The sequence below is a fragment of the Streptomyces sp. NPDC045470 genome (genome assembly GCF_040646595.1).
Classification (GTDB): domain Bacteria; phylum Actinomycetota; class Actinomycetes; order Streptomycetales; family Streptomycetaceae; genus Streptomyces.
The window spans coordinates 23,542-45,712 of sequence record NZ_JBEZAN010000005.1; the positions used below are offsets into that span (position 1 = coordinate 23,542).

21 protein-coding genes are annotated in these 22,171 nt (G+C 71.6%); 14 read left to right on the forward strand and 7 right to left on the reverse strand.

Annotation, left to right across the window (positions count from 1 at the left end):
- The first annotated feature begins 192 nt into the window (after positions 1-192).
- From AB0A97_RS17495 to AB0A97_RS17505, 3 genes are all read left to right on the forward strand, one after another.
- Positions 193-1,344 carry an acyltransferase gene (locus AB0A97_RS17495; protein WP_361150290.1) on the forward strand — a complete coding sequence of 384 codons (1,152 nt, stop codon included), beginning with the start codon at positions 193-195 and terminating at the stop codon, positions 1,342-1,344.
- 209 nt (positions 1,345-1,553) lie between these two features.
- The gene (locus AB0A97_RS17500; protein ID WP_361150292.1) at positions 1,554-1,880 is read left to right on the forward strand and encodes a DUF1232 domain-containing protein; all 327 of its coding nucleotides are present in this window, start codon (positions 1,554-1,556) and stop codon (positions 1,878-1,880) included.
- Between the two features lie 485 nt (positions 1,881-2,365).
- Positions 2,366-3,238, forward strand: a complete 873-nt coding sequence (locus AB0A97_RS17505; protein ID WP_361150294.1) for a helix-turn-helix transcriptional regulator — start codon at positions 2,366-2,368, stop codon at positions 3,236-3,238.
- Between the two features lie 11 nt (positions 3,239-3,249).
- On the opposite strand, the gene AB0A97_RS17510 is transcribed toward AB0A97_RS17505, so the two are convergent.
- Positions 3,250-4,323 (reverse strand): LacI family DNA-binding transcriptional regulator, encoded by a 1,074-nt coding sequence (locus AB0A97_RS17510; RefSeq protein WP_361150297.1) that lies wholly within the window; start codon positions 4,321-4,323, stop codon positions 3,250-3,252.
- 158 nt (positions 4,324-4,481) lie between these two features.
- Between AB0A97_RS17510 and AB0A97_RS17515 the strand changes: the two genes are divergently transcribed.
- The 8 genes from AB0A97_RS17515 (at position 4,482) to AB0A97_RS17550 (ending at position 14,021) form a co-directional block, all read left to right on the forward strand.
- Positions 4,482-5,510, forward strand: coding sequence for an SIS domain-containing protein (locus AB0A97_RS17515; protein ID WP_361150299.1), 1,029 nt, complete (start codon positions 4,482-4,484; stop codon positions 5,508-5,510).
- Positions 5,511-5,595: 85 nt separating this feature from the next.
- On the forward strand, positions 5,596-6,429 hold the full coding sequence (locus AB0A97_RS17520; protein WP_361150302.1) for a PfkB family carbohydrate kinase: 834 nt from the start codon (positions 5,596-5,598) through the stop codon (positions 6,427-6,429).
- Positions 6,430-6,463: 34 nt separating this feature from the next.
- Positions 6,464-7,804 carry an ABC transporter substrate-binding protein gene (locus AB0A97_RS17525; protein WP_361150305.1) on the forward strand — a complete coding sequence of 447 codons (1,341 nt, stop codon included), beginning with the start codon at positions 6,464-6,466 and terminating at the stop codon, positions 7,802-7,804.
- Between the two features lie 46 nt (positions 7,805-7,850).
- Positions 7,851-8,732 carry a sugar ABC transporter permease gene (locus AB0A97_RS17530; protein WP_361150307.1) on the forward strand — a complete coding sequence of 294 codons (882 nt, stop codon included), beginning with the start codon at positions 7,851-7,853 and terminating at the stop codon, positions 8,730-8,732.
- Positions 8,729-9,631, forward strand: a complete 903-nt coding sequence (locus AB0A97_RS17535) for a carbohydrate ABC transporter permease (RefSeq protein ID WP_361150310.1) — start codon at positions 8,729-8,731, stop codon at positions 9,629-9,631. The genes AB0A97_RS17530 and AB0A97_RS17535 overlap by 4 nt, the downstream gene beginning before the upstream one ends.
- A gap of 72 nt (positions 9,632-9,703) precedes the next feature.
- Entirely contained in the window at positions 9,704-11,329 is a 1,626-nt protein-coding gene (locus tag AB0A97_RS17540; RefSeq protein ID WP_361150313.1) for an ATP-dependent DNA ligase, read from the forward strand.
- Positions 11,330-11,637: 308 nt separating this feature from the next.
- Complete coding sequence (locus tag AB0A97_RS17545; RefSeq protein WP_361150315.1) at positions 11,638-12,585, forward strand: nucleoside hydrolase; 948 nt, start codon at positions 11,638-11,640, stop codon at positions 12,583-12,585.
- Complete coding sequence (locus AB0A97_RS17550) at positions 12,582-14,021, forward strand: MFS transporter (RefSeq protein ID WP_361150317.1); 1,440 nt, start codon at positions 12,582-12,584, stop codon at positions 14,019-14,021. The genes AB0A97_RS17545 and AB0A97_RS17550 overlap by 4 nt, the downstream gene beginning before the upstream one ends.
- A 285-nt stretch (positions 14,022-14,306) precedes the next feature.
- Here AB0A97_RS17550 and AB0A97_RS17555 read toward each other — a convergent pair whose 3' ends face one another.
- The 3 genes from AB0A97_RS17555 to AB0A97_RS17565 all read right to left on the reverse strand — a co-directional run bounded on the left by AB0A97_RS17555 (position 14,307) and on the right by AB0A97_RS17565 (position 17,749).
- Positions 14,307-15,023, reverse strand: a complete 717-nt coding sequence (locus tag AB0A97_RS17555) for an alpha/beta hydrolase (protein WP_361150319.1) — start codon at positions 15,021-15,023, stop codon at positions 14,307-14,309.
- Positions 15,024-15,277: 254 nt separating this feature from the next.
- Complete coding sequence (locus tag AB0A97_RS17560) at positions 15,278-16,093, reverse strand: aminoglycoside adenylyltransferase domain-containing protein (protein ID WP_361150322.1); 816 nt, start codon at positions 16,091-16,093, stop codon at positions 15,278-15,280.
- A gap of 165 nt (positions 16,094-16,258) precedes the next feature.
- Entirely contained in the window at positions 16,259-17,749 is a 1,491-nt protein-coding gene (locus tag AB0A97_RS17565; RefSeq protein WP_361150325.1) for a selenium-binding protein SBP56-related protein, read from the reverse strand.
- A 151-nt stretch (positions 17,750-17,900) separates the two neighbouring features.
- On the opposite strand from AB0A97_RS17565, the gene AB0A97_RS17570 reads away from it, so the two are divergent.
- The 3 genes from AB0A97_RS17570 (at position 17,901) to AB0A97_RS17580 (ending at position 19,524) form a co-directional block, all read left to right on the forward strand.
- A complete protein-coding gene (locus AB0A97_RS17570) occupies positions 17,901-18,065 on the forward strand; it encodes a hypothetical protein (RefSeq protein WP_361150328.1) in 165 nt (54 codons plus the stop codon).
- 55 nt (positions 18,066-18,120) lie between these two features.
- Positions 18,121-18,705 (forward strand): hypothetical protein, encoded by a 585-nt coding sequence (locus tag AB0A97_RS17575; protein ID WP_361150331.1) that lies wholly within the window; start codon positions 18,121-18,123, stop codon positions 18,703-18,705.
- A gap of 234 nt (positions 18,706-18,939) precedes the next feature.
- Positions 18,940-19,524, forward strand: a complete 585-nt coding sequence (locus AB0A97_RS17580) for a dihydrofolate reductase family protein (protein ID WP_361150333.1) — start codon at positions 18,940-18,942, stop codon at positions 19,522-19,524.
- Positions 19,525-19,602: 78 nt separating this feature from the next.
- On the opposite strand, the gene AB0A97_RS17585 is transcribed toward AB0A97_RS17580, so the two are convergent.
- The 3 genes from AB0A97_RS17585 to AB0A97_RS17595 all read right to left on the reverse strand — a co-directional run bounded on the left by AB0A97_RS17585 (position 19,603) and on the right by AB0A97_RS17595 (position 22,004).
- On the reverse strand, positions 19,603-19,761 hold the full coding sequence (locus AB0A97_RS17585; RefSeq protein ID WP_170251971.1) for a hypothetical protein: 159 nt from the start codon (positions 19,759-19,761) through the stop codon (positions 19,603-19,605).
- A gap of 121 nt (positions 19,762-19,882) precedes the next feature.
- Entirely contained in the window at positions 19,883-20,848 is a 966-nt protein-coding gene (locus tag AB0A97_RS17590) for a cytochrome c oxidase assembly protein (RefSeq protein ID WP_361150336.1), read from the reverse strand.
- A 130-nt stretch (positions 20,849-20,978) separates the two neighbouring features.
- Positions 20,979-22,004, reverse strand: coding sequence for a 6-phosphofructokinase (locus AB0A97_RS17595; protein WP_361150339.1), 1,026 nt, complete (start codon positions 22,002-22,004; stop codon positions 20,979-20,981).
- Positions 22,005-22,171: the final 167 nt, after the last annotated feature.

A 22,171-nucleotide genomic window follows, 5' to 3' on the forward strand; every position in this document is an offset into this window, starting at 1 on the left:
ACAGCCGAAGTTCAGGAAGTTCGCCGACGTTGTGGACATGGGGCAGGTGAGGTGTCGTACGCTAAACTCCGCGATCCGTTCGCGCATTTTCCGCTGTTTACCGTAAAACTCGGACAGATTGCCGCCGCACCGTCGTTAAGGACCCGGATGCTTTACGCCGCGCCCCCTCACCCTCCCGGCTCGCAGGGAGAGGTGCGGCGGCCCAGACTGCGTGTCCTCGACGGGCTGCGACTGCTGGCCGCCCTGATGGTCCTGGCGTATCACTACATCACGCTGCGCGACGGCTGGGGCGAGGACCCGCAGGCATTCTCCCCGCTCGTCCACCACCTCTCGGAGTACGGGTGGCTGGGCGTCGAAGTCTTCTTTCTGATCAGCGGTTTCGTCATCTGCATGAGCGCATGGGGGCGTTCCCTCGGCGATTTCGTGACATCCCGCGTCTCCCGCCTCTATCCGGCCTATTGGGTCGCCGTGCTGCTGACGGCGGCGGTCCTGACGGTGTGGCCGAACGTCCGCAGCGCGGACAACTGGGAGACGGTGCTGACGAACCTCACCATGCTGCAGCAGGGGCTCGGCGTGCCCGACGTGGACGACGCGTACTGGACGCTGTTCATCGAGCTGAAGTTCTACCTGCTCTTCGCGGTGGTGGTCTTCCGCGGGGTCACCTACCGCCGTTGTGTGCTCTTCTGCGGTCTGTGGACCGTGGCCGGGGTGGTGGCGCTGAAGTCCAACAGCGACCTGCTCTCGGTGTGGGCGATCGCGCCGTACTCCCCGTACTTCATCGCGGGCATCGCCTTCTACCTCATGCACCGCTTCCGGCCCACCGTCCTGCTGTGGGCGATCGTGGCGGTCTCCTTCCTGCTGGCCCAGCACTATCTGCGCGGCCGACTGGTGATGAATCTCGGCGCGAAAGCGGACCTGGCGCAGGGGTGGCCGGTACGGCTGGCCGTCCTGGCGGCCTTCGCGCTGATGGCCGCCATCGCGCTCGGGTGGTTCGACAAACTCCAGTGGCGCTGGCTGTCCACGGCCGGATCGCTCACGTATCCGCTCTATCTCCTCCACATGTACGTGGGTTTCACCCTGATCGACCTGTTGCGCGACCGTGTCCCCTCCCCGGCCCTGCTGTCGGGCATCGTCGTCCTCATGCTGGCTCTTTCCTGGCTGGTGCACCGCTACGTGGAACGGCCGCTGGGCCGGAAACTCCGGACGTCCATGCAGAAAAGCGTGGAGGAAATGCGGTTCCACTCACGGGCGGCGAAAATGACCGGCGCCTCCGTGCCGCCGGCGGAGAAAAGCAGGGAAATCGTGCGCGAGGAACGGAAACCGGACGCGGAATTGCTGCGCTGACGGTCCGGGGTGACCGTGCCGACCCGCGCGGAACTCCCGCCTCGTCCACCCCGTACGTCCTCCCCTGCACCTTTTCGCCTATCCCGTTTCCTCTACGCCGTTTCGTTTCCTTTCCTGTCGCCGCTCGTTGAAGCGGGTGCCGACGGCGCCGGACGAAGAATGCCGGTGCCGACGGGCATTCCCCACGCGACGGAGGGAAGACGTCAGGGATGAGCGGTGAAATGTGGGCGATCGTGGTGATCCTGGCGGTTCTGCTAGCGGCGATGGTCGGCGCGGCGATCGTGCTCCTGGTCAAGGTGGTCCGCGCGCGCCACGCCCTGCGTGACGCGGGTGTCCCCCTGGAGAACAAACTCGCGTACTGGGGTGCGCTGCTCTATGTGATCTCCCCGGTCGACCTGCTGCCGGACCCGGTGCTGCTCGACGACATCGGTGTGCTGCTGCTGGCCCTCCGGTCGTTGCAGGCGGCGGCCGACGCGTCGGGTGTGGGCAAGAGGAAGCGGTCCACGGCGGCGCCTGAGGTGGAAGCGGAAGCCTGAGGCACGGCGAGCAGTCGGCGCCGCCTCGTGGACGTCCTGCGGACCCCGATGCGCCAGGTCGTCCAGCAGCTCCTGGATCATCGGGGTGGCGATCATTCCGCGGTGCACCGAGCTGCCCCGTACCCCCTGCTGCGCGTACTCGACTCCCGGCCGGCCCACGATGCCCGCGGGGTTCGCGGCGCCCGCGGGGTGCACGATGCCCGCGAGGTGCACGAGTACGTACAGGGCGCCGAACCGGCCCGTACGTCCCGGATCGCCTCGCCCGACTCCCGCGTCGAGGTGCCGCCGAGCCGGGCTACGACGACCTCGGCGCCGTCCGCCCCGAGCCGATGGGCCGGCTTCTGCAGGGGCTCCCCGGCGACATCGGTGATCATCAGCCGGGCGACGGCCCCCGGCCCCCGGACGACGGCCGCCGGCCAGGGCCTCCGCTGCCTGGGTGCGGCACACCCGGGCAGCATGCCGGACCTCCGCCTAGCCTTGCCCGCATGGACGACAACCACCTGGGAGATTTCCTGCGCGCACGCCGCGCCGGCCTGCGGCCGGAGGACGTCGGCATGGCGAGTTACGGAACCCGCAGGGTCGCCGGACTGCGCCGCGAAGAGGTCGCCGTCCTGTCCGGGATGAACGCCGATTACTACACCCGCCTGGAACAAGGGCGCGAGCGCAACCCCTCACCGCAGGTGCTCGACGCTCTCAGCCGCGCGCTGCGCCTCGAAGGCGACGCCCGGACACACTTGTACAGGCTGGCCGGGGCGGCCCCGGCCGACCGACCTTCTCCGTACCCCGACCGACACGTCACGCCTGCACTGCGCCAGTTGATGGACGGATATCCCAACACCCCCGCCTTCGTCCTCAGCCCCGCCCTGGACCTCCTCGCCGCCAACGCCCTGGCCGAGGCCCTCTTCACCCCGTTCCGGCCGGCGGACAACCTGGCCCGTATGGTCTTCGCCGACCCCGCGGGCCGGAGCTTCTACGCGGACTGGAACGGGGCGGCCGAGGCCACCGTCGCCAACCTGCGCCAGGCGACCGGCCACGACCCGGACCATCCGAGGCTGCGCGAACTCGTCCGTACCCTCACCGGCCACAGCCCGGACTTCGCCCGCCTGTGGAGCGCCCACGCCGTACGCGGCAAGACCCAGGACGCCAAGCGTCTCCTGCACCCGGACGTCGGCCCCCTCACCCTGACCTACCAGGCATTCGACGTCCGCCACGCCCCGGGCCAGCAACTCGTCATCTACCATGCCGAACCGCACACCCCGAGCGCCCAGGCACTCAGCCTCCTGGGCACCCTCCACGCCACTCGCCGGGACGCCGAGACCGGCCACCGTGCCGAGCCCGGCGGTCACACCCGCTCCTGACCTGTCGTGCTTCACGCCCTCTTCCTCGCCCGCGCCACCGACTCCCGCTCGATGAACTCCGTCGGCAGCGTGGTGTGTTCGGGGTGGTGCGTGCCGCCCTGGACGCGGGCGATCAGGGCGTGTACGGCCTGGGCGCCGAGTTCCTGGACGGGCTGGGAGACGACGCTGACGCGGGGGCGTACGGCGCGGGCCCAGTCGGCGTCGTCGAAGGTGATCACGGAGAGGTCTTCGGGGACGCGCAGGCTCAGTTCGCGTGCGGCGGACAGCACGCCGAGCGCGATCTGGCTGTCCGTGGCGAAGACCGCGGTGGGCGGTTCGGGGGAGTCCAGCAGGTCGCGGGCGAGGAGGGCCGGGTCCTGGCCGTGGAAGGCGCCGGTGCGCAGGTAGGTCCCGGTGTCGTCGATACCGGCTTCGCGGAGGGCGGCGCGGTAGCCGGCTATGCGCGCGAGGCCGGTGGAGCCGGGGTCCACCGGGTCGTCGGTGGGGTCGTTGCCGACCAGGCTGACCAGGGCGATCCGCCGGTGCCCCACGGCGAGCAGTCGGCGTACGGCGTCCTGTGCCGCGCCGTGGTTGTCGACGGTGACGGAGTCCAGGTCGAGGCGGGGTACGCGCCGGTCGAGGAGGACGACGGGGCAGCCGCCGGTGTGCGCGGCCGTGAGGTGGGCGGTGTCCGTGGTGGAGGCGGGGGAGACGATCAGACCGTCGACGTGCCGGTCGCGCAGGGTCTTCACGGCTGCCCGTTCGGCTGCCGGGTCCTCGTCGGTGTTGGCCAGCAGGACCTGGTAGCCGGCGGCGCGGGCGGCGTCGGTGATGCCGCGGGTGACGCCGGCGAAGAACGGGTTCTGGATGTCGGCGACGACCGCGCCCAGCGTGTGCGTACGGCCGGTGATCATGGACCGGGCGAGCTGGTTGGGGCGGTAGCCGAGTTTCCGCGCGGCGGCCCGTACGCGTTCGCGCGCCTCGGGGCTGACGGAGCCGTAGTCGGCGAGGGCCCGGGAGGCGGTGGACCGGGAGACGCCCGCCTCGCGGGCGACGTCGGGGATCGTGGCGGGCCGGTTCCGGCCGCTGCGTCGGTTCGTCGTCATGGCCTCGCCAGGCTATCGGCTGTGCAGGGGTATTGACGCTCCGCGAAGGACGGTGGGAAGGTTCCCGGCATTCCCGCTGGGAACGTTCCCACACCCACGCCGCGGGGCATCCCCGGTCTGTTGTGGGAACGTTCCCAACCTGCTCGGAGAGGATCCACGTGACCACCGCAACCCTGCCCCTCAAGCCCATCACCGAGGACTTCAAGGAGGCCGTGGCCTTCGCCCTGAGCCAGCACGGGACGGCCCGCGCCTTCGTGGACGAGGTCGTCGCAGCCGGTCTGCGCAACGTCTTCCTGGTCGGCTGCGGAGGCTCGCTCACCGCCTCCTACCCGGTGCACTTCCTCCTGGAGACCCGCGCCGGATTCCCCGTCTTCCACATGAACAGCGACGAGTTCAACCTGCGCAAGCCCGCGCTGCTCGGCGAGGGCTCCCTCGTCCTGGTCTCCTCGCACACCGGCACCACCAAGGAGACCGTCGCCGCCGCCCACCACGCCCGCTCCACCGGCGCCAGGGTCGCCGCACTCACCCGCGACGCCGACAGCCCCTTGGCGCAGGCCGCCGACATCGCCTTCACGTACCGCAGCGAGGACACCGTCGTCGCCCCCAAGGGCGTCCTCTTCGGCCAGCTCGCGTACGCACTGCTGGAGAAGACCGGGGTGGGAGGGGACCACGCGGCCATCCGCACGGCGTACGAGGCACTGCCCGACGCCCTCTACACCGCCCAGGAGGAGGGCGAGGCGCTCGCCCACTCCATCGCCACCGCACTGGCCGACGAGCCGGTGACGTACGTGCTCTCCGCGGGCCCCAACTATGGCGCGGGCTACGGCTTCACCATGTGCTACCTGATGGAGATGCAGTGGAAGCACGGCGGCAGCTACCACGCCGGTGAGTTCTTCCACGGCGCCTTCGAGGTCGTCACCGAGGACCAGCCGGTGATCCTCTTCCTCGGCGAGGACGCCACCCGCCCGATGGCCGAACGCACCAAGGCGTTCCTCGACAAATACACCCGCAAGGCCCACTACGTCGACTCCAGGCTCTTCTCGCTGCCCGGCGTGCCGGAGGCGGTACGCGGCGACATCACGCCCATCGCGCTGGACGTCTTCGGCACCCGGCTGGCCCGGCACTACGAGTCCGTGCGCGGCCACGACCTCGACAAGCGCCGCTACATGTTCCAGGTCGAGTACTGAGCCCGCGCCGCCGCGGCCGCCCGGCCCGGAGCGCGTCGGCGCGCCGGGCCGGGCCCCACCGGAGCCAACTGGAGGAACGAGCGGTATGCGCATCTGCGGACTCGGCGACAACGTCGTCGATCGCTACCCCCGGCGCGGACTGATGTACCCGGGCGGCAACGCACTCAACGTCGCGGTGCACGCGGCACGTTGCGGCGCGGAGGCCGCGTACCTCGGCGTCACCGGCAGCGACGCGGCCGGCCGGCACGTACGGGCGGCGCTGGCGGCCGAGGGCGTATCGACGGAACGGTCCCGTATCGCCGAAGGACCCAACGCCTACGCCACCGTCCACCTCGACCGCGACGGCAACCGCACCTTCGGCGACTGCGACGAGACGGTCTCCCTCTTCACCCCGGACGACGCCGACCTGCGCTGGCTGCGCGGCTTCGACCTGGTGCACACCGGTGACTGCAGCGGCATGGAGGAGCAGTTGCCGCGGCTGGCCGCCGCCTGCCCGGTCAGCTTCGACTTCTCGGACCGGCCGTGGAGTTATGCCGAACCGCTGCTGCCCTTTGTGCACAGCGCCGTCCTCTCGCGGCCCGACGCGGACGACGCGGAGGCCGTCGGGCTGCCGGCCGCCGCGCACCGCCTCGGTGCGAAGCTGGCCGTGGTGACGCGCGGTGCCCGAGGCGCGTACCTGTCGTACGAGGGCACCACGCACCACCAGCCCGTGGTGCCCGTCCGCGCCACCGACACCCTCGGCGCCGGCGACTCCTTCATCGCCGCCCTGCACCTCGCCCTCCACCGGGGCCGCCCCCTCGCCGACGCGGCCGGGTACGCCGCCACGTACGCGGCGGCCGTGTGCACGTTGCCCGGCGCCTTCGGCCGGCCCCTCGCCCTCGACGGCGCGGACCCCCGCGACCCCTCCCGATGTCCCTGACCGATCGCCCGAACTCCCCGCCAGGAGAGAGCCGATGCGCCGCACTCCCCCCACCGTCGCCGGCCGCCTGCTCGTCGCCCTGCTGACCCTGCTGGTCAGCGGGTGCGGGCAGGCCCCCGTCCGCGTCACCCCGAACGATTTCGCCCTCGACGGGCCGCCGCGCGGGCATCTCACCGTCCTGGAGAAGTGGGCCGATCCGGAGTACGCCCCGTACTTCGAGGCGGCGGCCCGCGCGTACGAGCGCCGGAACCCGGGCGTCAGCATCGACCTCCAGGCCGTCGGCGACCAGCCGTACAAGGACCGCATCGCGGTGCTGGCCGCGTCCCGGGAGATGCCCGACATCTACTTCGCCTGGCCCGGCCGGTACGCGCGCAAGTTCGCCGACGGCAAGCTCGCCGCCGACCTGTCGGAGCCCCTCAAGGACACCGCGTGGGGGCGGTCGTTCGAGGCGGACGCGCTGGACGCGTTCACCTTCGGCGGACGCCCGTACGGGGTGCCGCTGGACATGGACGCCAAGGTTTTCGCGTACAGCAAGGAGATCTTCGCGCAGGCCGGCGTCGCCCGGGAACCGCGCACCTTTCCCGAACTGCTGACGGCCTGCGACCGCATCTCCGCGGCCGGCCGCACCCCGCTCGCCTTCGGCAACCAGTACGGCTGGCCCGCCGGGCACCTGCTCACCCAGTTCAACGCGATGGAGGTACCGCCCGCCGTCCTGGCCAGGGACTACGACGGCGCCGGAGGTACGGAAGCCTTCAGCCACCCCGGCTACGAGCGTGCCTTCGACGACCTCGCCCAGCTCAAGAAGCACTGCATGGAGCCGTCCGGTACGAGCATGAGCCACGAGTCCGCGCAGACCCGGCTGCTGTACGGCAAGGCGGCGATGCAGTACCTGGAGACCCTGGAATTCTCCTACCTGAGCACCGAGGGCGGCGCCCCGGAGAAGCTCGCGGCGGGCTGGGACTTCTTCACCATGCCCGCCGTGCCGGGCGCGGCGGGCTCGGCCGGTGCCGTCGCCGGAGGAGCGGACGGACTGCTCGTCGCCAACTCCTCCCCGAACAAGGCGCTCGCCGTCGACTTCCTGAAATTCCTCACCGGCCCGGACCAGGCCCGCGCGATGGTGCGCGACCTGGGCTGGCTCAGCGCGGTCAAGGGCACGGCGGACGCCGCCCGCCTGAAGGGGCTGCCCGAGGCGCAGCGCACCCTCACCACCAAGGACATGGCGCTCTGGCTCGACACCCGCGCCGACGACAAGATCGTCAACCCGTACCTTTCGGCGGCCGAAGCCGTCCTCGGGGGCCGCAGCAGTGCCGCGCAGGCGGTGCGTCAGGTACGCGAGGGCGCGCGGCAGGCCCACCGGTTCCGCGTCCGCGACTGACCCCCGACTCCGTACGCCCCGACGTCCCGAAGGAGGTGCCACCGTCATGCAGCGACGCCGATTCCGCCACGCCCTGTACGCCGCTCCCGCCCTCGCCCTGATCGCCCTGTTCGTCTACTACCCGATCGTCGAGAACATCCGGCTCAGCCTCTTCAAGTTCAGCGTCTTCCAGCCCGGCATGCGCTACGTCGGCCTGGAGAACTACCGGCAGGCCCTCCAGGACCCCGTCTTCTGGAAAGCACTCGCCAACAACCTCGGTTACGCCGTCACGTCGGTGATTTTCCAGGTGGGGGCGGCGTTGGTGCTGGCCGCGATCCTGGAAGGGCTGATCGGGCGGCGGCTGCGCGGGCTGCTGCGCACCGTCTACTTCATCCCCGCCGCCGTCTCCATGACAGTCGCCGGCCTGCTCTTCCAATTCCTCTACCAGCCGGACGCGGGCCTGATCAACAGCGCGCTGGAGAGCCTGGGACTCGGCCGGTTCGCGCACGACTGGCTGGGCGACCCGGCCACCTCCATCTGGGGCGTCGTCACCATGAGCCAATGGCAGTCCTTCGGCTACACCACGATGCTGCTGACCGTCGCCGTCCAGCGGATTCCGCGGGAGCTGTACGAGGCGGCGACCGTGGACGGCGCGGGCCGCGTCCGCACCTTCTTCGCCGTCACCGTCCCGATGGTCCGCGAGATGACGACCCTCCTCGTCATCCTCACCGTCTCCGGCGCGTTCCTCGTGTTCAACGAGGTGATGGTGATGACCGGCGGCGGCCCCTCCAACTCCAGCCAGACACTGGGCACCTGGCTGTACGCCGGCGCCTTCACCGGGGACGACATGGGGTACGCCGCGGCCATCGGCACCGTCATGTTCGCCCTCACCTTCGCGGCCGGTGCCGTCCAGCTCCTCCACTCGCGCCGGAAGGCGGTAGCGGCATGACCCTGACCCTGCACGAGCCCGCACCACCGGCACCGGCCCCGCCGGCCGTGCCCGGCGAACGCCGCGGCAGGTCCGCCCGTTCCGGCTCGGTCGTGCTGCGGGTCCTCACGTACTGCGGACTCGCCGCGCTCGCCGTCGCGGTCGTCTACCCGCTGTGCTGGATGGCCCTGTCCGGCCTCAAGACGAACGGGGAGATCTTCTCCGACCCGTGGGGGCTGCCCGCGCACCCCGACTGGGGGACGTACGCCGACGCGTGGCACCAGGGGGTGCTGGGCTATCTGCTCAACAGCGCGCTGGTCACCGCCGCGAGCGTCCTGGCCGTCGTCCTGATCAGCGCCTGGGCGGCGTACGGGCTGACCCGGCTCGCCATGCCCTGCTCCCAGCCGGCGCTGCTGCTCGTCCTCGGCGCCATGATGCTCTCGCCGACCGTGGCGCTGGTCCCGCTGACGCAGCTCCTCCAGGCGCTGCACATCTACGACACGTACGGGGCGCTGATCGTCCTGTACACCGCGTTCAAGGTGCCCTTCACCACCTTCCTGATCCGCGCCTACCTGCTGGGCCAGCCGGTGGAGGTGGAGGAGGCCGCGCTGATCGACGGGGCGAGCCGCCGGCAGACCTTCTGGCGGGTCGTCGTCCCGATGGCCCGGCCGATCCTGGTCTCCGCGGCGCTCCTCCAGGCGCTCTTCTCCTGGAACGAGTACGCCTTCGCGCTCGTCTTCATCACCGACGACCACCTCAAGACGCTGCCCGTGGGCCTCGCCGACATGGCCGGGCGCCTCAACTCCGACTGGCCGATGCTCTTCGCGGGCCTGACCATCGCCGCGCTGCCGATGATCGTGATCTTCCTGGTCGCCCAGCGGCACTTCGTACGCGGGCTGTCCGAGGGGATCGGCAAGTGAACGGGGGAGGCGCGGCGGGCCGCCGACGCCGGTGATCGTGCGGGGGAGGCGGTGCCGTTGCAGGATGGCTGCATGCTGCTGGCTCGTCTCGCCCATGTGTCCGGGGAGGTCGCCGCCACCTCGGCGCGGTCCCAGAAGATCAAACTGCTGGCCGAACTGTTCCGCCAGGCCGCACCCGACGACGCGCCGGTGGCCATCGCCTACCTGGCCGGCCGGTTGCCGCAAGGCCGTATCGGAGTCGGCTGGAGCGTCCTGCGGGACCCCGTGCCGGCCGCGGACACCGCCACGCTGACCGTGCTCGGCACCGACGCGGCCCTGACCGCGCTGGCCGCCGTCGCGGGGCCCGGTTCCCAGGCCGAGCGGCGCCGCCTCGTACAGGAGCTGCTGGGGGCGGCGACCGCGGAGGAGCAACGTTTCCTCACGGGGCTGCTGACCGGCGAGGTACGGCAGGGCGCGCTGGACGCCGTCGCCGCCGAGGCGATCGCCGCGGCGGCCGAGGTGCCCGTCGCGGACGTACGGCGGGCCGTGATGCTGGCCGGATCACTGGAGGAGGTCGCCCGCGGCCTGCTCGCCGAGGGGGCCTCGGCGCTGGGCGCGTTCCGGCTGACCGTGGGCCGTCCCGTCGGGCCCATGCTGGCGCACGGCGCGAAGTCCCTGGCCGAGGCGGTCGACAAGGCCGGACGGTGCGCCGTCGAGGAAAAACTGGACGGCATCCGGGTGCAGGTGCACCGCGACGGCACGGACGTACGGATCTACACCCGCACCCTCGACGATGTCACCGAGCGACTGCCCGAGATCACCGAGGCCGCGCTCGCCCTGGAAGCACCCTGCTTCGTCCTGGACGGTGAGGTGATCGCGCTCGGCGACGACGGGCGCCCGCTGCCGTTCCAGCAGATCGCCGGCCGCTTCGGCTCGCGGGTGGACGTGGCCGCCGCACGGGCCGCGCTGCCGCTGTCCCCGGTCTTCTTCGACGTCCTCGCCGTGGACGGCCACGACCTCCTGGACCTGCCCGGCGACCGGCGGCACGCGGAACTGGTCCGGCTGGTCCCCGAGGAGCGCCGGGTGCGCCGGACGGTGGTCGAGGACCCGGCCGACACCGCGGCGCGCCGGGCCGCCGAGGACTTCTGGGCCGAGACGCTGCGCCGCGGCCACGAAGGGGTCATGGTCAAGGCCCTCGACGCGCCCTACAGCGCGGGCCGCCGGGGTGCCGCCTGGCTGAAGGTCAAGCCGGTGCACACGCTCGACCTGGTGGTGCTGGCCGCCGAGTGGGGCCACGGCCGCCGTACCGGCAAGCTCTCCAACCTCCATCTCGGCGCGCGCGGCCCGGACGGCACGTTCGTCATGCTCGGCAAGACCTTCAAGGGCCTCACCGACGCCATGCTGGCCTGGCAGACGGAGCGCCTGCGCGAGCTGGCAGTGGACGAGAGCGGATATGTCGTGACCGTACGCCCCGAGCTGGTCGTCGAGATCGCGTACGACGGGCTGCAGACCTCGACCCGCTACCCGGCGGGCGTGACGCTGCGGTTCGCCCGGGTGCTGCGCTATCGCGAGGACAAGACGGCCGCCGAGGCGGACACGGTCGAGACGGTACTCGCCGCGCACGAGCGGCCGGGGCCGGACCACGAGCGGCCGGGGCCGGACGCGGCCGGCGGGCCGGACGGGCCGGACGCCTCCGGGGAGCCGGGGCGCGACGACTGACCCCTGCGTCCCGCGAGCCCGTCCGACCCCGTGACGCCCCGGATGCCCGTCCCGCCCGAATGCTCTGGCACTATGACGGGACAGGGCCCCGATCGCTGGTCAGGGCCCTGGATGGCGGCAGCGCCGTCGTGAAATCGATTACCCGCACCGTGTCGAAGGGGAGGTGCCCGGCAGCACCAGCCGTGGTCGGCCCCGTCCGCCGGGCCCGGTGCGCCGCCGTCCGTCCGCGCTCTTCCGGTACCAGCCCTCACAGCTGTGCACCAAGAGATCCACTTCAACACCTTCAGCTGAGCAAAGGGGCTCTTCCGTTGGCCAGAAAGATCATTCTCGACTGCGACCCCGGGCACGACGACGCCATCGCCATGCTCCTGGCGTACGGCAATCCCGACATCGACCTGGTCGCCGTGACCACCGTGGTCGGCAACCAGACCCTGGAGAAGGTCACCCGCAACGCGCTGTCCGTGGCCCGCATCGCCGGTATCACCGGCGTGCCCTTCGCGGCCGGCAGCCCGCGGCCCCTCGTCCGGACCATCGAGAACGCGCCCGAGATCCACGGCGACACCGGACTGGACGGCCCGGACCTGCCCGAGCCGAACGTCGAGCTCGACCGCCGGCACGCCGTCGACCTCATCATCGACACGGTGATGTCGCACGAACCGGGCGAAATCACCATCGTTCCCACCGCCGGCCTGACCAACATCGCGCTCGCCGTGCGCAAGGAGCCCCGGATCGCCGAGCGCGTCCGTGAGGTCGTCCTGATGGGCGGCGGCTTCCACGAGGGCAACTGGAGCGCGGTCGCCGAGTTCAACATCGTCATCGACCCGCACGCCGCGCACATCGTCTTCAACGAGCGCTGGCCGGTGACCATGGTCGGCCTGGACCTCACCCACCAGGCGCTGGCGACCCCCGAGGTCACCAAGAAGATCACCGACGTCGGCACCAAGCCCGCCAAGTTCGTCCTGGAACTGCTGGACTTCTTCCGCGACGCCTACCGGGAGAACCAGGGCTTCGAGTACCCGCCGGTGCACGACCCGTGCGCCGTCGCGTACGTCATCGACCCGGACGTGATGACCGTGCGCAAGGCGCCGGTGGACATCGAGCTGACCGGCGGCCTCACCATGGGCATGACCGTCACCGACTTCCGCTGGCCGATCCCCGAGGACTGCCGCACCCAGGTCGCCGTCAAGCTCGACCACGAGCGGTTCTGGAACCTCGTGGTGGACGCCCTGGAGCGCATCGGCGACGTCGAGGCATGAGCGCGCCGCACACCGCCCGGCCCGCCGAAACGACGGGCCCAGGGCGCTCCGTACGGGTCGGCGTGCTGGTCACGGCGCTGCTGACGGCCTGTGTCGCCTTCCAGCTCAACGCCAGCATGCTCAGCCCCGCGCTGAAGAGCATCGAGGACAGCCTCGGCGCCACCTCGGCCGAGATCGGGCTCACCCAGACCGCGTTCTTCACCTCGGCGGCGCTGTTCTCGCTGTTCCTGCCGCGGCTCGGCGACATCGTCGGCCGTCGCAAGGTGCTCGCCGGGATGATGGCCCTGATGGTCGTCGGCTGCATCGTGGCGGCGCTGGCGCAGAGCGTGCCGATGCTGTTCGTCGGCCGCGTCATCCAGGGCGTGTCCGGGCCGACCGTCCCGCTGTGTCTGATCATGCTGCGGGTCGAGGTCACCGAGCCCAAGCGGTACGGCACGCTGCTCGGCGTGATCACCGCGGTCAACGGCGGCATCGCGGGCATCGACTCGCTCGCCGGCGGCTACCTCGCCGACCGGCACGGCTTCGCCGCGGTCTTCTGGGCCATGGCCGTCGTCGCCGCGATCGCCGCCGCCCTCGTCGCGGTCATGGCGCCGGAGTCGAAGGCTCCCGACAGCCACCGGATGGACTGGCCGGGCGTCCTGCTGCTCGTCGTGTCGGTCGGCTCGCTGCTCGTCGCGCTCAACGAGGCGGGCAAGCTGGCCGCCGCGAACTGGCCGCTCATCGCGGTCCTGGTGGTCGTGGCGGCGGTCGCGTTCTGGCTGTTCTGGCGCACCGAGGACCGCTCAGGACACCCCCTGGTCGCCACCCGGCACCTGCGGCAGCGCTCGACCTGGGCGACGCTGCTGACCACGATGCTGACGATGACGGGCGTCTTCGCCGTCATGAACGGGCTCATCCCCGCCTTCGCGCAGGACGCGCAGGCCGGGCTCGGCATGTCGGCCGAACAGTCCGCCTGGTGGACGCTCACGCCGTACGCCATCGCGGGCCTGGCCATGGGCCCGATCGCCGGCCGGCTCGCGGCGACGTACGGGTACGGGCGCATCCTGCGACTGGGCCTCGTCGGCGCGGCGGCGACCGTCGTCCTGATGATCGTCACGCTCTCCGCCCACTCCAAGGGGCTGCTGCTGGCCGCCTCCATCCTGGTGGGCATCACCTACGCGGGCGTGGCGAACATCGTGCTCAACGGGCTCGGCATCGTGCTCTCGCCCAAGGAGAATCCGGGCTTCCTGCCCGGCCTGAACGCCGGCGCCTTCAACCTCGGCTCCGGCCTCAGCTTCGCGGCCCTGTACGCGGTCAAGACCGCCGTACCGGCCGACGATCCGTCGTCCGCCTCCGGCTACACGGCCGGAATGATCGCGGGAGTCGTCATCATGGCCGTCGCCCTCGTGGCGTCGTTCCTGATCCCGAAGCCGGTGGAAGCCGAAGCACATGAGTGAACGCCGCTGAGCGGCACCGGACGGCCCGGGCTCTCCACGCAGGGGAGGCCGGGCCGTCGTACATGGCCGGAGACCCGCAGCGCGCGGACCGGCGGCGGACGCTCGTGATGGGGAGTTCGGCCGGCGCGGTCGCAAGGCGTTGACGGCCCCGAGGATTTCCTCCGACCGCTCACGGCGCTCCTCCCTGGTCAGCTTCGCGCTGCGCCGCAGATCTCGTAGCCGGTGCCTCGTGAGCCGGAGCGCGGCATCCGTGCCCCGGACCCGTTGAGCACCGTGCCACGGACCTCAGGCGCGCTGCCCTGGAACGGTGGCGGCGATCCGCCCGAGCAGGGCGGCCAGCTCGGCCGGCGCCGCCAGGAAGGGGGAGTGGCCGGTGCCGAGACGTTCGACGCGGGTGGCGTTCGCGGACATCTTCGTCTGCATCGCGGGCTGGAGCGCCCGGTCGCCCTCGCAGATCACGTAGGTGGACGGCACGGTCCGCCACGCCGCGCGGGTCACCGGCTCCTGGAAGGACCGCCGGCTCTGCTCGACGAGCCGGCCGACGGCCTGCGCGGCCACGTCGTCCGGCACGTCCCCGTACAGCGACGCACGCGGGTCCTCGAAGATGGAGGGCTGGACGCCGTCGAGGTCAACGCCCTTGGCGGCGTCCCGGCCGTGCAGGCTGCCGAGCGACTCGCCCTCCGACGGCATGTACGCCGTGAGGTAGACGAGGTGGGTGATGTGCGCATGGCCGACGGCGGCCTCGGTGACGGGGATGCCGCCGTAGGAGTGGCCGACGACGACCACCGGGCCTTCGATCCCGCGCAGCCGCGCCGATATCGCTTCGGCGTCGTCGTACACACCGGCGGTGGGCGTGCCCTGCGGGCCCGAGCTGGGCAGGTCGACGGTGTGGGACTCGAAGCCGTCGGCGGTGAGGGCGTCCTGCAGGGCGGACCAGCACGTGGACCGGTGCCAGGCGCCGTGGACGAGGAGGAAGGACGGGCGGGTTGCGGTGGTGGACATGGGGCGGGGCTCCTGGTGGTCGGACGGAAGAGGACGGCCGAAGGCCGGAGGGTGCGGGGGCGGCCGACGCGGCGGACGTACGGCGTGCGCGGTCGTGGGCCGGCCGGCCGGTGCAGGAACTCCCGTCCCGGCGCAGCCCTTCGCACGATCATGGAACACGACGGGCGACGCTCCGCGCCAGCGCCTTTCGGCTGCTCGGATCCGACATCGGGCCCGTCCCGACCACCCTTTTCGACACACCGGCCGACATCGGTTCAGCGTTCCGCCGTCGCGTCCTCGACCACCATGGCGACGAAGTCCGTGGCGGCTCTGCGGCGGGCGAAGGGGCTGCGCAGGGGGCGGGAGGGAGTGGCCGGGGGCGCGGTGACGGAGCCGTGCAGGCGCAGGGCCTCCTCGATCACTGGGTGCCACTCCGGGGCGAACGTCTCCAGGGCGTAGCGGCCTGCGGCACTCTTCGAAACGATCTCCCCGGTGGCCGCCGTGTGATGGAGACGGCTGACTCCGAGCACTCCCCAGGCCGTCGCCCAACCGCCCAGTGCGGCCAGCCCCGTCAGGGACAGCGGTGCGCGGTGCGCGGTGTGCCAGCGCCGCCAGTAGCCGCCGAGGTTGCCCAGCGTCCAGTCGTACAGGGCGGCCCGGTCCGCACCGACCTCGAAACCGCCGGGCACCGGACCGCGTACCGGTACGGCGTGCTTCGTGAGGACGGCCCAGGTCACCGGGTTGACCTCGAAGGCGTCGTCCGTACGGAACTTCCCCCGCAGCGTGTACGGAACGGCGGGGCAGGAGGCGTACCCGGCGGCGAGATCCTGCCAGGTGACGTGGACACCGTCGAAGTACGGGCGCGGGTGCTGGGCGCGCGTCTCGGCGTGCGCCTGCCGCAGGGCCACGACGTCCTCCGCCGTGAGACGCCGGGCGGTGACGGCGACGAAGTCGACGTCGCTGCGCCCCGGCCGGAAGTCGCCCAGGGCGATCGACCCGGTCAGATACAGCCCTTCGACCAGGCCGGGACGCGACCGGTCCGCGCTCGCGAGGAAGGCGCGCACCACGGCCTCCACCGAAGGATGCGCCACACGTCTCCGTGCGCTGCCCGATTCACCGTGCATGGTCCGTGTCCTCCCGTCCGCCGGCCGACGCGGCGGTGGTTCCGGTCGAGTACCCCGTGTCCCGTGTCACGCGTGTGACGGGCGAACGGTTCCGGTACGGAATCCGTCCGCCCGCCCACCGGCCGGCCGCGGTCAGCGGTAGCAGTACGAGTCGGACGACGCGTCACCGCCCTGCAAGCGCGTCTGGTGGACGCGCAGCCCGCGGAAGTCCTCGCCGTGCGGGAAGAAACGGGGGTCGGGGGCGAGGCCGCCGTGTTCCGGGTCGGCGTCGAGTTTGGCGAGCCAGGGGTGGATGCCGTCGGGGTAGAACTGGTCGTCCCAGGCGCCGTACAGGCTGTTGGTGAGGTACACCCGGCGCCCGTCGCGGCTGAGTTCGACCATCTGCGGGCCGCCGGTCAGCGGCAGGCCCGGCGCGGCCGGGTGCGGCTGCCGGGCGGTGATGCCGCCGAGCCGTACGGACGCGGTCCTGCGCGGACGGGCGGGGTCGCTCACGTCGTACTGGTGGAGTTCGCCGGTGCCCCACGCCGACACGTACAGCCAGCGGTCGTCCACCGACAGGTTGATGTCGGTGACCAGCGGCGGCACCGCGCCGAACGGCTTGAGGACCGGCGGCAGCGCGTCCTTCTCGGCGGGCTCCGCCGGGATGGTGATGACCTTTCGCGCCGTGAACCGGCCGTCGTCCTCGCGGTGCCACAGCCACACGGACGCCGACAGGTCCGCCACGCTCACCACCACGCCCGCGAAGCCCCACGTCGCCGCCGGGTCGTGCGCGGGCCGCAGTTCCAGCACCATCTGGTGTTCGTCGCCCAGGTCGACGCGTTGCAGGTGGCGGCCGGAGTCCAGCTCCCAGAAGTGCAGCGCGTGGCCGTACGCGCGGCCGAGCAGCAGCTCGGGATCGACACCGTTCTCGACCATCGACGGGGTGCCCCACTCGCTGGTCACCGCGATGTTGTGCTGGAGGTGCCACCACACGTCGTAGGCCAGGCGCTGCGGGCCGCGGTCCGTCTCCCAGGCGCGCAGGACGTCGAAGGTCTCGTGGTCGAGCAACGCGACGCCGCCGGGACCGTCGTCGCCGTGCGCGCCGCCGAGGCAGGAGAGCAGGACGCCGCCGGGCCCGCAGTGGAGGGTGTGCGGCCGTGAATAACCCGCGGCGTCGGCCAGTTCGGCGGGTTCGATCACCTTCACGAGGCGGGGGCGGGCCGGGTCCGGACGGGTGTCGAACACGTGCAGCCGGGAGGAGCGGAGTCCCGGCACCAGTAAGTAGCGCCGCTCGGGCTGGTGGTGTCCCTCGTGGGCGAGGGCGCTGGAGCACGCGTTCCAACCGAAGTGGTGGAGTTCGTCGCCGAGCCCGGGTACGTCGGCGTGGTGCAGCACCCGTCCGTACGAACTCGACGCGGGGTCGGTGTCCACGACGATCAGCGCGTCCGGGCGCCGGGCGGAGCGGTCGAAGCCGACGAGGTAGGCGAGCTTCTCCGGGGGAGCGGCGACGGCCTCGGAGGGTGTGCGGTAGAGGGTGGGGTCGGGGTGGCCCGAGGGGTGCGCGTCGGTCGTGCGGCGGGTGTGGTCGGTGCCTTCGGGGTGAGCGGTGCGGGAGGTCCGACCGGCATGGTCAGAAGTAGTCATCTTGGGGCTCTCCTCGGCTCCGTGGCCGGTTCCCCGGCCCTGCCTGGCCGATCGGGCCGGAAACCGCGCCGGACTGTCCGTAACAGGCGGCCGTATCGGCATGCGTGCGCACCGGCGCCGGCGGGACGGCACGCCCGGGTCCGGCTCCGCGATGGCAGCGAGCCTCGCACAGGGCCTGCGTGCCGCCAAGGGCACACCGGCCGCGGACGGGCGGGCGGTGGCCGGAAGTCGCCGACCGGATGTCCGATTGTCGGACCCGTACGCGATGATCGCCTGTACGGACCGGCCGGATCCGACCGGCCGGACCGCGCAGTGAACGGGCCGCCGAAGTCCGGCGGTTGCCGTCCGAGCAACGAGATACGGGGTAATTGATGCGACGTTTGGGCACTGTGCTGACCGCGGTCGTGCTGGCGGGCGCGGCGGTGTCGGCGACGGCGGTGTCGGCGACGGCCGCCCCGGTGACGGGGGCCGCACCGGCCGCCGCGCCGTCGGCCACGTGCGACACCGGCGGCTGGGGGAGCGCCCTGAAGTCCGCCGACGCGCACGACCACAAGCCGCTGAAGCAGATCAGGGCCGGGCAGCACGCCTGCTACGACCGGCTGGTCTTCGAGGTGCCGACCGCGGGCGGCAAGCCGGTCGGCCACCGGGTCGGTTACGTGAAGGAGCTGCACCAGGACGGTTCCGGCGACCTCATCGAGGTCGGCGGCGGAGCCGTCCTGGAGATCCGGGTGGCGGCGCCGAGCTACGACCCGGAGACGGGCAGGTCGACGTACCCGGGCAAGGCCGGCAAGCCGCTCCCGGGAGTTGACGTCAAGGGCTACCGCACCTTCAAGGACACCCGGTTCGGGGCCAGCTTCGAGGGGGACACGCAGATAGGTCTGGGGGTCGCCAAGCGGCTGCCGTTCCGCGTGATCCAGCAGAAGAACCAGCTCATCGTGGATGTCGCCCACTCCTGAGCGGCGGTCGGCGCGGGATCGCCCCGCCGGTGGTCCGCGCCTGAAGGCCGGCCGGTCGACCGTACGACCGGTTGGCCGGCCGGTCCGCTTGCCCACGAGAAAGGGGTTGCGTAACCACTACGCTTGGAGCACTCTATGTGAAGTGGTTACGGCGTGTCGGCATGTCCGTGCGTCCCCACGGCCGACCCTGACCGCGACGCGCCCACCGCGTCGCCGGCGGAAAAGAGGACCACCTTGCGCAAGCTCACCTACTTCGTCGCCTGCTCGATCGACGGCTTCATCGGCGATCCGCACGGCGACGCGTCGTCGATGATGCGGTACGTGGACGCGGAGTTCCTGGAGTTCCTCAAGACGGAATACCCGGAGACCGTCTCCGCCGAGGGCCGCGCCGCCCTGGGCTTCCACGGCGCCGAGAACCAGAAGTTCGACACGGTGATCCAGGGCCGCGGCAGCTATCAGGTGGGCCTGGACGCCGGCGTCACCAGCCCGTACGGCCACCTCCGCGAGTATGTGGCCTCCCGCAGCCTCGGCGCGTCGCCCGACCCGAACGTGCACCTGATCACCGACGACCTCGTCGGCGCCGTCCGGGCCCTCAAGGCCGAGGAGGGCGGCCTGGGCATCTGGCTCTGCGGCGGCTCGCAGCTCGCGGGTGACCTGCTCGACGAGGTCGACGAGCTGGTGATCAAGACCTATCCGCAGGTGTACGGCTCCGGCATGCCGATGTTCGGCACGGACTTCACGGTCACCGACTTCACCCTGGACGCCGTGCGCACCTTCGACAACGGCGTGCTCGTGCGGAAATACAGCCGCAAGCGCTGAGCCCCGGCATACGGGCCACGGGCCCACGCGCCCGGCGTGGCGCATACCCGTCCCGGCGCCGCACGCGTCCGCCGGGCCTCAGGACGGCCGTGCCGTCACGATCCCGATCGTGACCAGGGCCAGCACCACCCAGGAGAACCAGAGCCAGCCACTGCCGCCCAGCGCCACGGTGTAGGCCGTCGCCACGACCAGCCCGCCCACCGTGATCGCCGCCATCGCCTTAGCAGATCCGGGCATCCCCGCAACCTCCTCACGGCGGCCCGGCGGCCCAACGCCACGGGCCGCGGCCTCAAGGACATCGTCCCCGGCCGCGGCCCGTACCGCCACCTGTCGTGCCTGACCTCCGGTCAGTAATCGGTCACCCCGCGCCGCCCCCTTGGCCACGGGCCTGGAGGGAGGCCAGATACGCGTTGTAGGCCGCCAGCTCCTGGTCGCCGTCCCGGGCCGCCGCGCGGTCCTTGCGCTGGTTCTGCCGCTCCTCGGACTTGTACCACTGGTAGAGGAGCGCGACGAGCACCAGCACGGACGGGATCTCGCTGAAGGCCCAGGCGATGCCGCCCGCCGCGCTCTGGTCGCCGAGGGCGTCGATCCCCAGCGAGGCCGGCGGGTTCTCGAACGTCTTGATCATCGTCTCGGTGCCCATCATCAGGGCGATGCCGAAGAACGCGTGGAAGGGCATCCCCGCGAACAGCTCCAGCATCCGCATGACGTAGCCCGGCCGGTGCGGCCCGGGGTCCACGCCCATGATCGGCCAGAAGAAGACCAGGCCCACCACCAGGAAGTGCACCATCATCGCGATGTGCCCGACCCGGTACTGCATCAGGAAGTCGAACAGCGGCGTGAAGTACAGCGCGTACAGGCTCGCGATGAACATCGGGATGGTGAACGCCGCATGGGTGATCACCCGCATGTACCGGCTGTGCAGCAGCGCCACCAGCAGCTCACGCGGCCCCTTGCGGCCCCGCCCGGCCGCCGGCAGCGCGCGCAGCGTCAGCGTCACCGGCGCGCCGAGCAGCAGCAGGATCGGCGACAGCATGCTGATCACCATGTGCTGCACCATGTGCACGCTGAACATGGCCATGCCGTAGTCGTTGAGCTTGGTGCACATCACCAGCGCCACGGTCAGCACACCGATGACCCAGGCGACCGTCCGGCCCACCGGCCAGTGATCGCCGCGCCGCCGTAGCCGCAGCACCGCCCAGCCGTACAGAATCAGCCCCACCAGGCAACCGACCAGGAAGAACGGGTCTCCGCCGAACTCCATGCCGCGCCCCAGCGTGAACGGCGGCAGATCCATGTCCATGCCGTGCCCGCCGTGATCCATCCGCTCGCTCCTGATTCGTACCGATACTCCGCGACCAGACTAGAACCGCCCCCGGCCGGAGCGTCGGCCGGGGGCGGCTGCACGGCCGCTTCGCACCCGTACGCGCCATCGCAGGCGCCGGCGGCACCGGCTACAGGACGCACTCCGTCTCGGCGTACCGGTCCCCGGGCACCGTCTTCAGCGTCTCCACCGCCTCGGCCAGCGGCACCAGCGTGATGTCCGTACCGCGCAGCGCCGTCATCATCCCGAACGCGCCGCGGTGCGCCGCCTCCACCGCGTGCCAGCCGAAGCGGGTCGCCAGCACCCGGTCGTACGCGGTCGGCGTGCCGCCCCGCTGCACATGGCCCAGGATCACCGCGCGGGCCTCCTTGCCGAGCCGCCGCTCCAGCTCCAGCGACAACTGCCGGGCGACCCCGGCGAACCGCTCGTGCCCGTACACGTCGGTGCCGCCCACGTCGAAGGCCATCGTCCCCTCGCGCGGCTTGGCGCCCTCGGCGACCACCACGATCGCGAACTTCTTGCCCGCCTCGAACCGCTCACCGACCTTGCGGGTCAGCTCCGCCACGTCGAAGGGGCGCTCCGGGACGACGACGGCGTGCGCGCCCGCCGCCATCCCGGAGTGCAGGGCGATCCAGCCCGTGTGCCGGCCCATGACCTCGACGATCAGGACCCGCTGGTGCGACTCGGCAGTGGTCTTCAGCCGGTCCAGGGCCTCGGTGGCCACCCCCACCGCTGTGTCGAAGCCGAAGGTGACATCGGTCGCGGCGATGTCGTTGTCGATGGTCTTGGGCACGCCGACGATCGGCAGCCCGGCGTCGGACAGCAGCCGGGCCGCCTTCAGCGTCCCCTCGCCGCCGATCGGGATGATCGCGTCCAGCCCCAGCTCGGCCACGTGGCCGCGGGCCCGTTCCACGCCGTCCCGCAGGTGCGCGGGCTGCACCCGGGACGAGCCCAGGATGGTGCCGCCGCGCGCCAGGATGCCGCCGACGGCGTCCAGGTCCAGCTTGCGGTAGTCGCACTCCAGAAGGCCCTTCCAGCCGTCCCGGAAACCGATCACCTCGTCTCCGTGATCGGCGGTGGCGCGGTGGACGACGGAGCGGATGACGGCGTTCAGACCGGGGCAGTCGCCGCCGGAGGTGAGCACACCAATACGCATGTTTCGCAGACCCTCTGCACATCGGAGCCCGCCCTCCGGACCACGGCCGGGCGCGGGCGCGGGCTCTCGACCGGACGCCCGGACCCCGTCGTCCGGCTGGATGGCGCTCACCCTACAAGCGCGAGGACCCTGGGGTACACGTACGCCCGCAGTGCGGACACTGCGGG

Bases quoted from the DNA above. Each gene is read 5' to 3' on its own strand.
- AB0A97_RS17570 (WP_361150328.1), top strand. From the start codon at position 17,901: ATGGCAGCGAGCCTCGCACAGGGCCTGCGTGCCGCCAAGGGCACACCG.
- AB0A97_RS17505 (WP_361150294.1), top strand. From the start codon at position 2,366: ATGGACGACAACCACCTGGGAGATTTCCTGCGCGCACGCCGCGCCGGC.
- AB0A97_RS17575 (WP_361150331.1), top strand. From the start codon at position 18,121: ATGCGACGTTTGGGCACTGTGCTGACCGCGGTCGTGCTGGCGGGCGCG.
- AB0A97_RS17590 (WP_361150336.1), bottom strand. From the start codon at position 20,848: ATGGATCACGGCGGGCACGGCATGGACATGGATCTGCCGCCGTTCACG.
- AB0A97_RS17520 (WP_361150302.1), top strand. From the start codon at position 5,596: ATGCGCATCTGCGGACTCGGCGACAACGTCGTCGATCGCTACCCCCGG.
- AB0A97_RS17565 (WP_361150325.1), bottom strand. From the start codon at position 17,749: ATGACTACTTCTGACCATGCCGGTCGGACCTCCCGCACCGCTCACCCC.
- AB0A97_RS17585 (WP_170251971.1), bottom strand. From the start codon at position 19,761: ATGCCCGGATCTGCTAAGGCGATGGCGGCGATCACGGTGGGCGGGCTG.
- AB0A97_RS17500 (WP_361150292.1), top strand. From the start codon at position 1,554: ATGAGCGGTGAAATGTGGGCGATCGTGGTGATCCTGGCGGTTCTGCTA.
- AB0A97_RS17530 (WP_361150307.1), top strand. From the start codon at position 7,851: ATGCAGCGACGCCGATTCCGCCACGCCCTGTACGCCGCTCCCGCCCTC.
- AB0A97_RS17550 (WP_361150317.1), top strand. From the start codon at position 12,582: ATGAGCGCGCCGCACACCGCCCGGCCCGCCGAAACGACGGGCCCAGGG.
- AB0A97_RS17510 (WP_361150297.1), bottom strand. From the start codon at position 4,323: ATGACGACGAACCGACGCAGCGGCCGGAACCGGCCCGCCACGATCCCC.
- AB0A97_RS17535 (WP_361150310.1), top strand. From the start codon at position 8,729: ATGACCCTGACCCTGCACGAGCCCGCACCACCGGCACCGGCCCCGCCG.
- AB0A97_RS17595 (WP_361150339.1), bottom strand. From the start codon at position 22,004: ATGCGTATTGGTGTGCTCACCTCCGGCGGCGACTGCCCCGGTCTGAAC.
- AB0A97_RS17540 (WP_361150313.1), top strand. From the start codon at position 9,704: ATGCTGCTGGCTCGTCTCGCCCATGTGTCCGGGGAGGTCGCCGCCACC.
- AB0A97_RS17555 (WP_361150319.1), bottom strand. From the start codon at position 15,023: ATGTCCACCACCGCAACCCGCCCGTCCTTCCTCCTCGTCCACGGCGCC.
- AB0A97_RS17525 (WP_361150305.1), top strand. From the start codon at position 6,464: ATGCGCCGCACTCCCCCCACCGTCGCCGGCCGCCTGCTCGTCGCCCTG.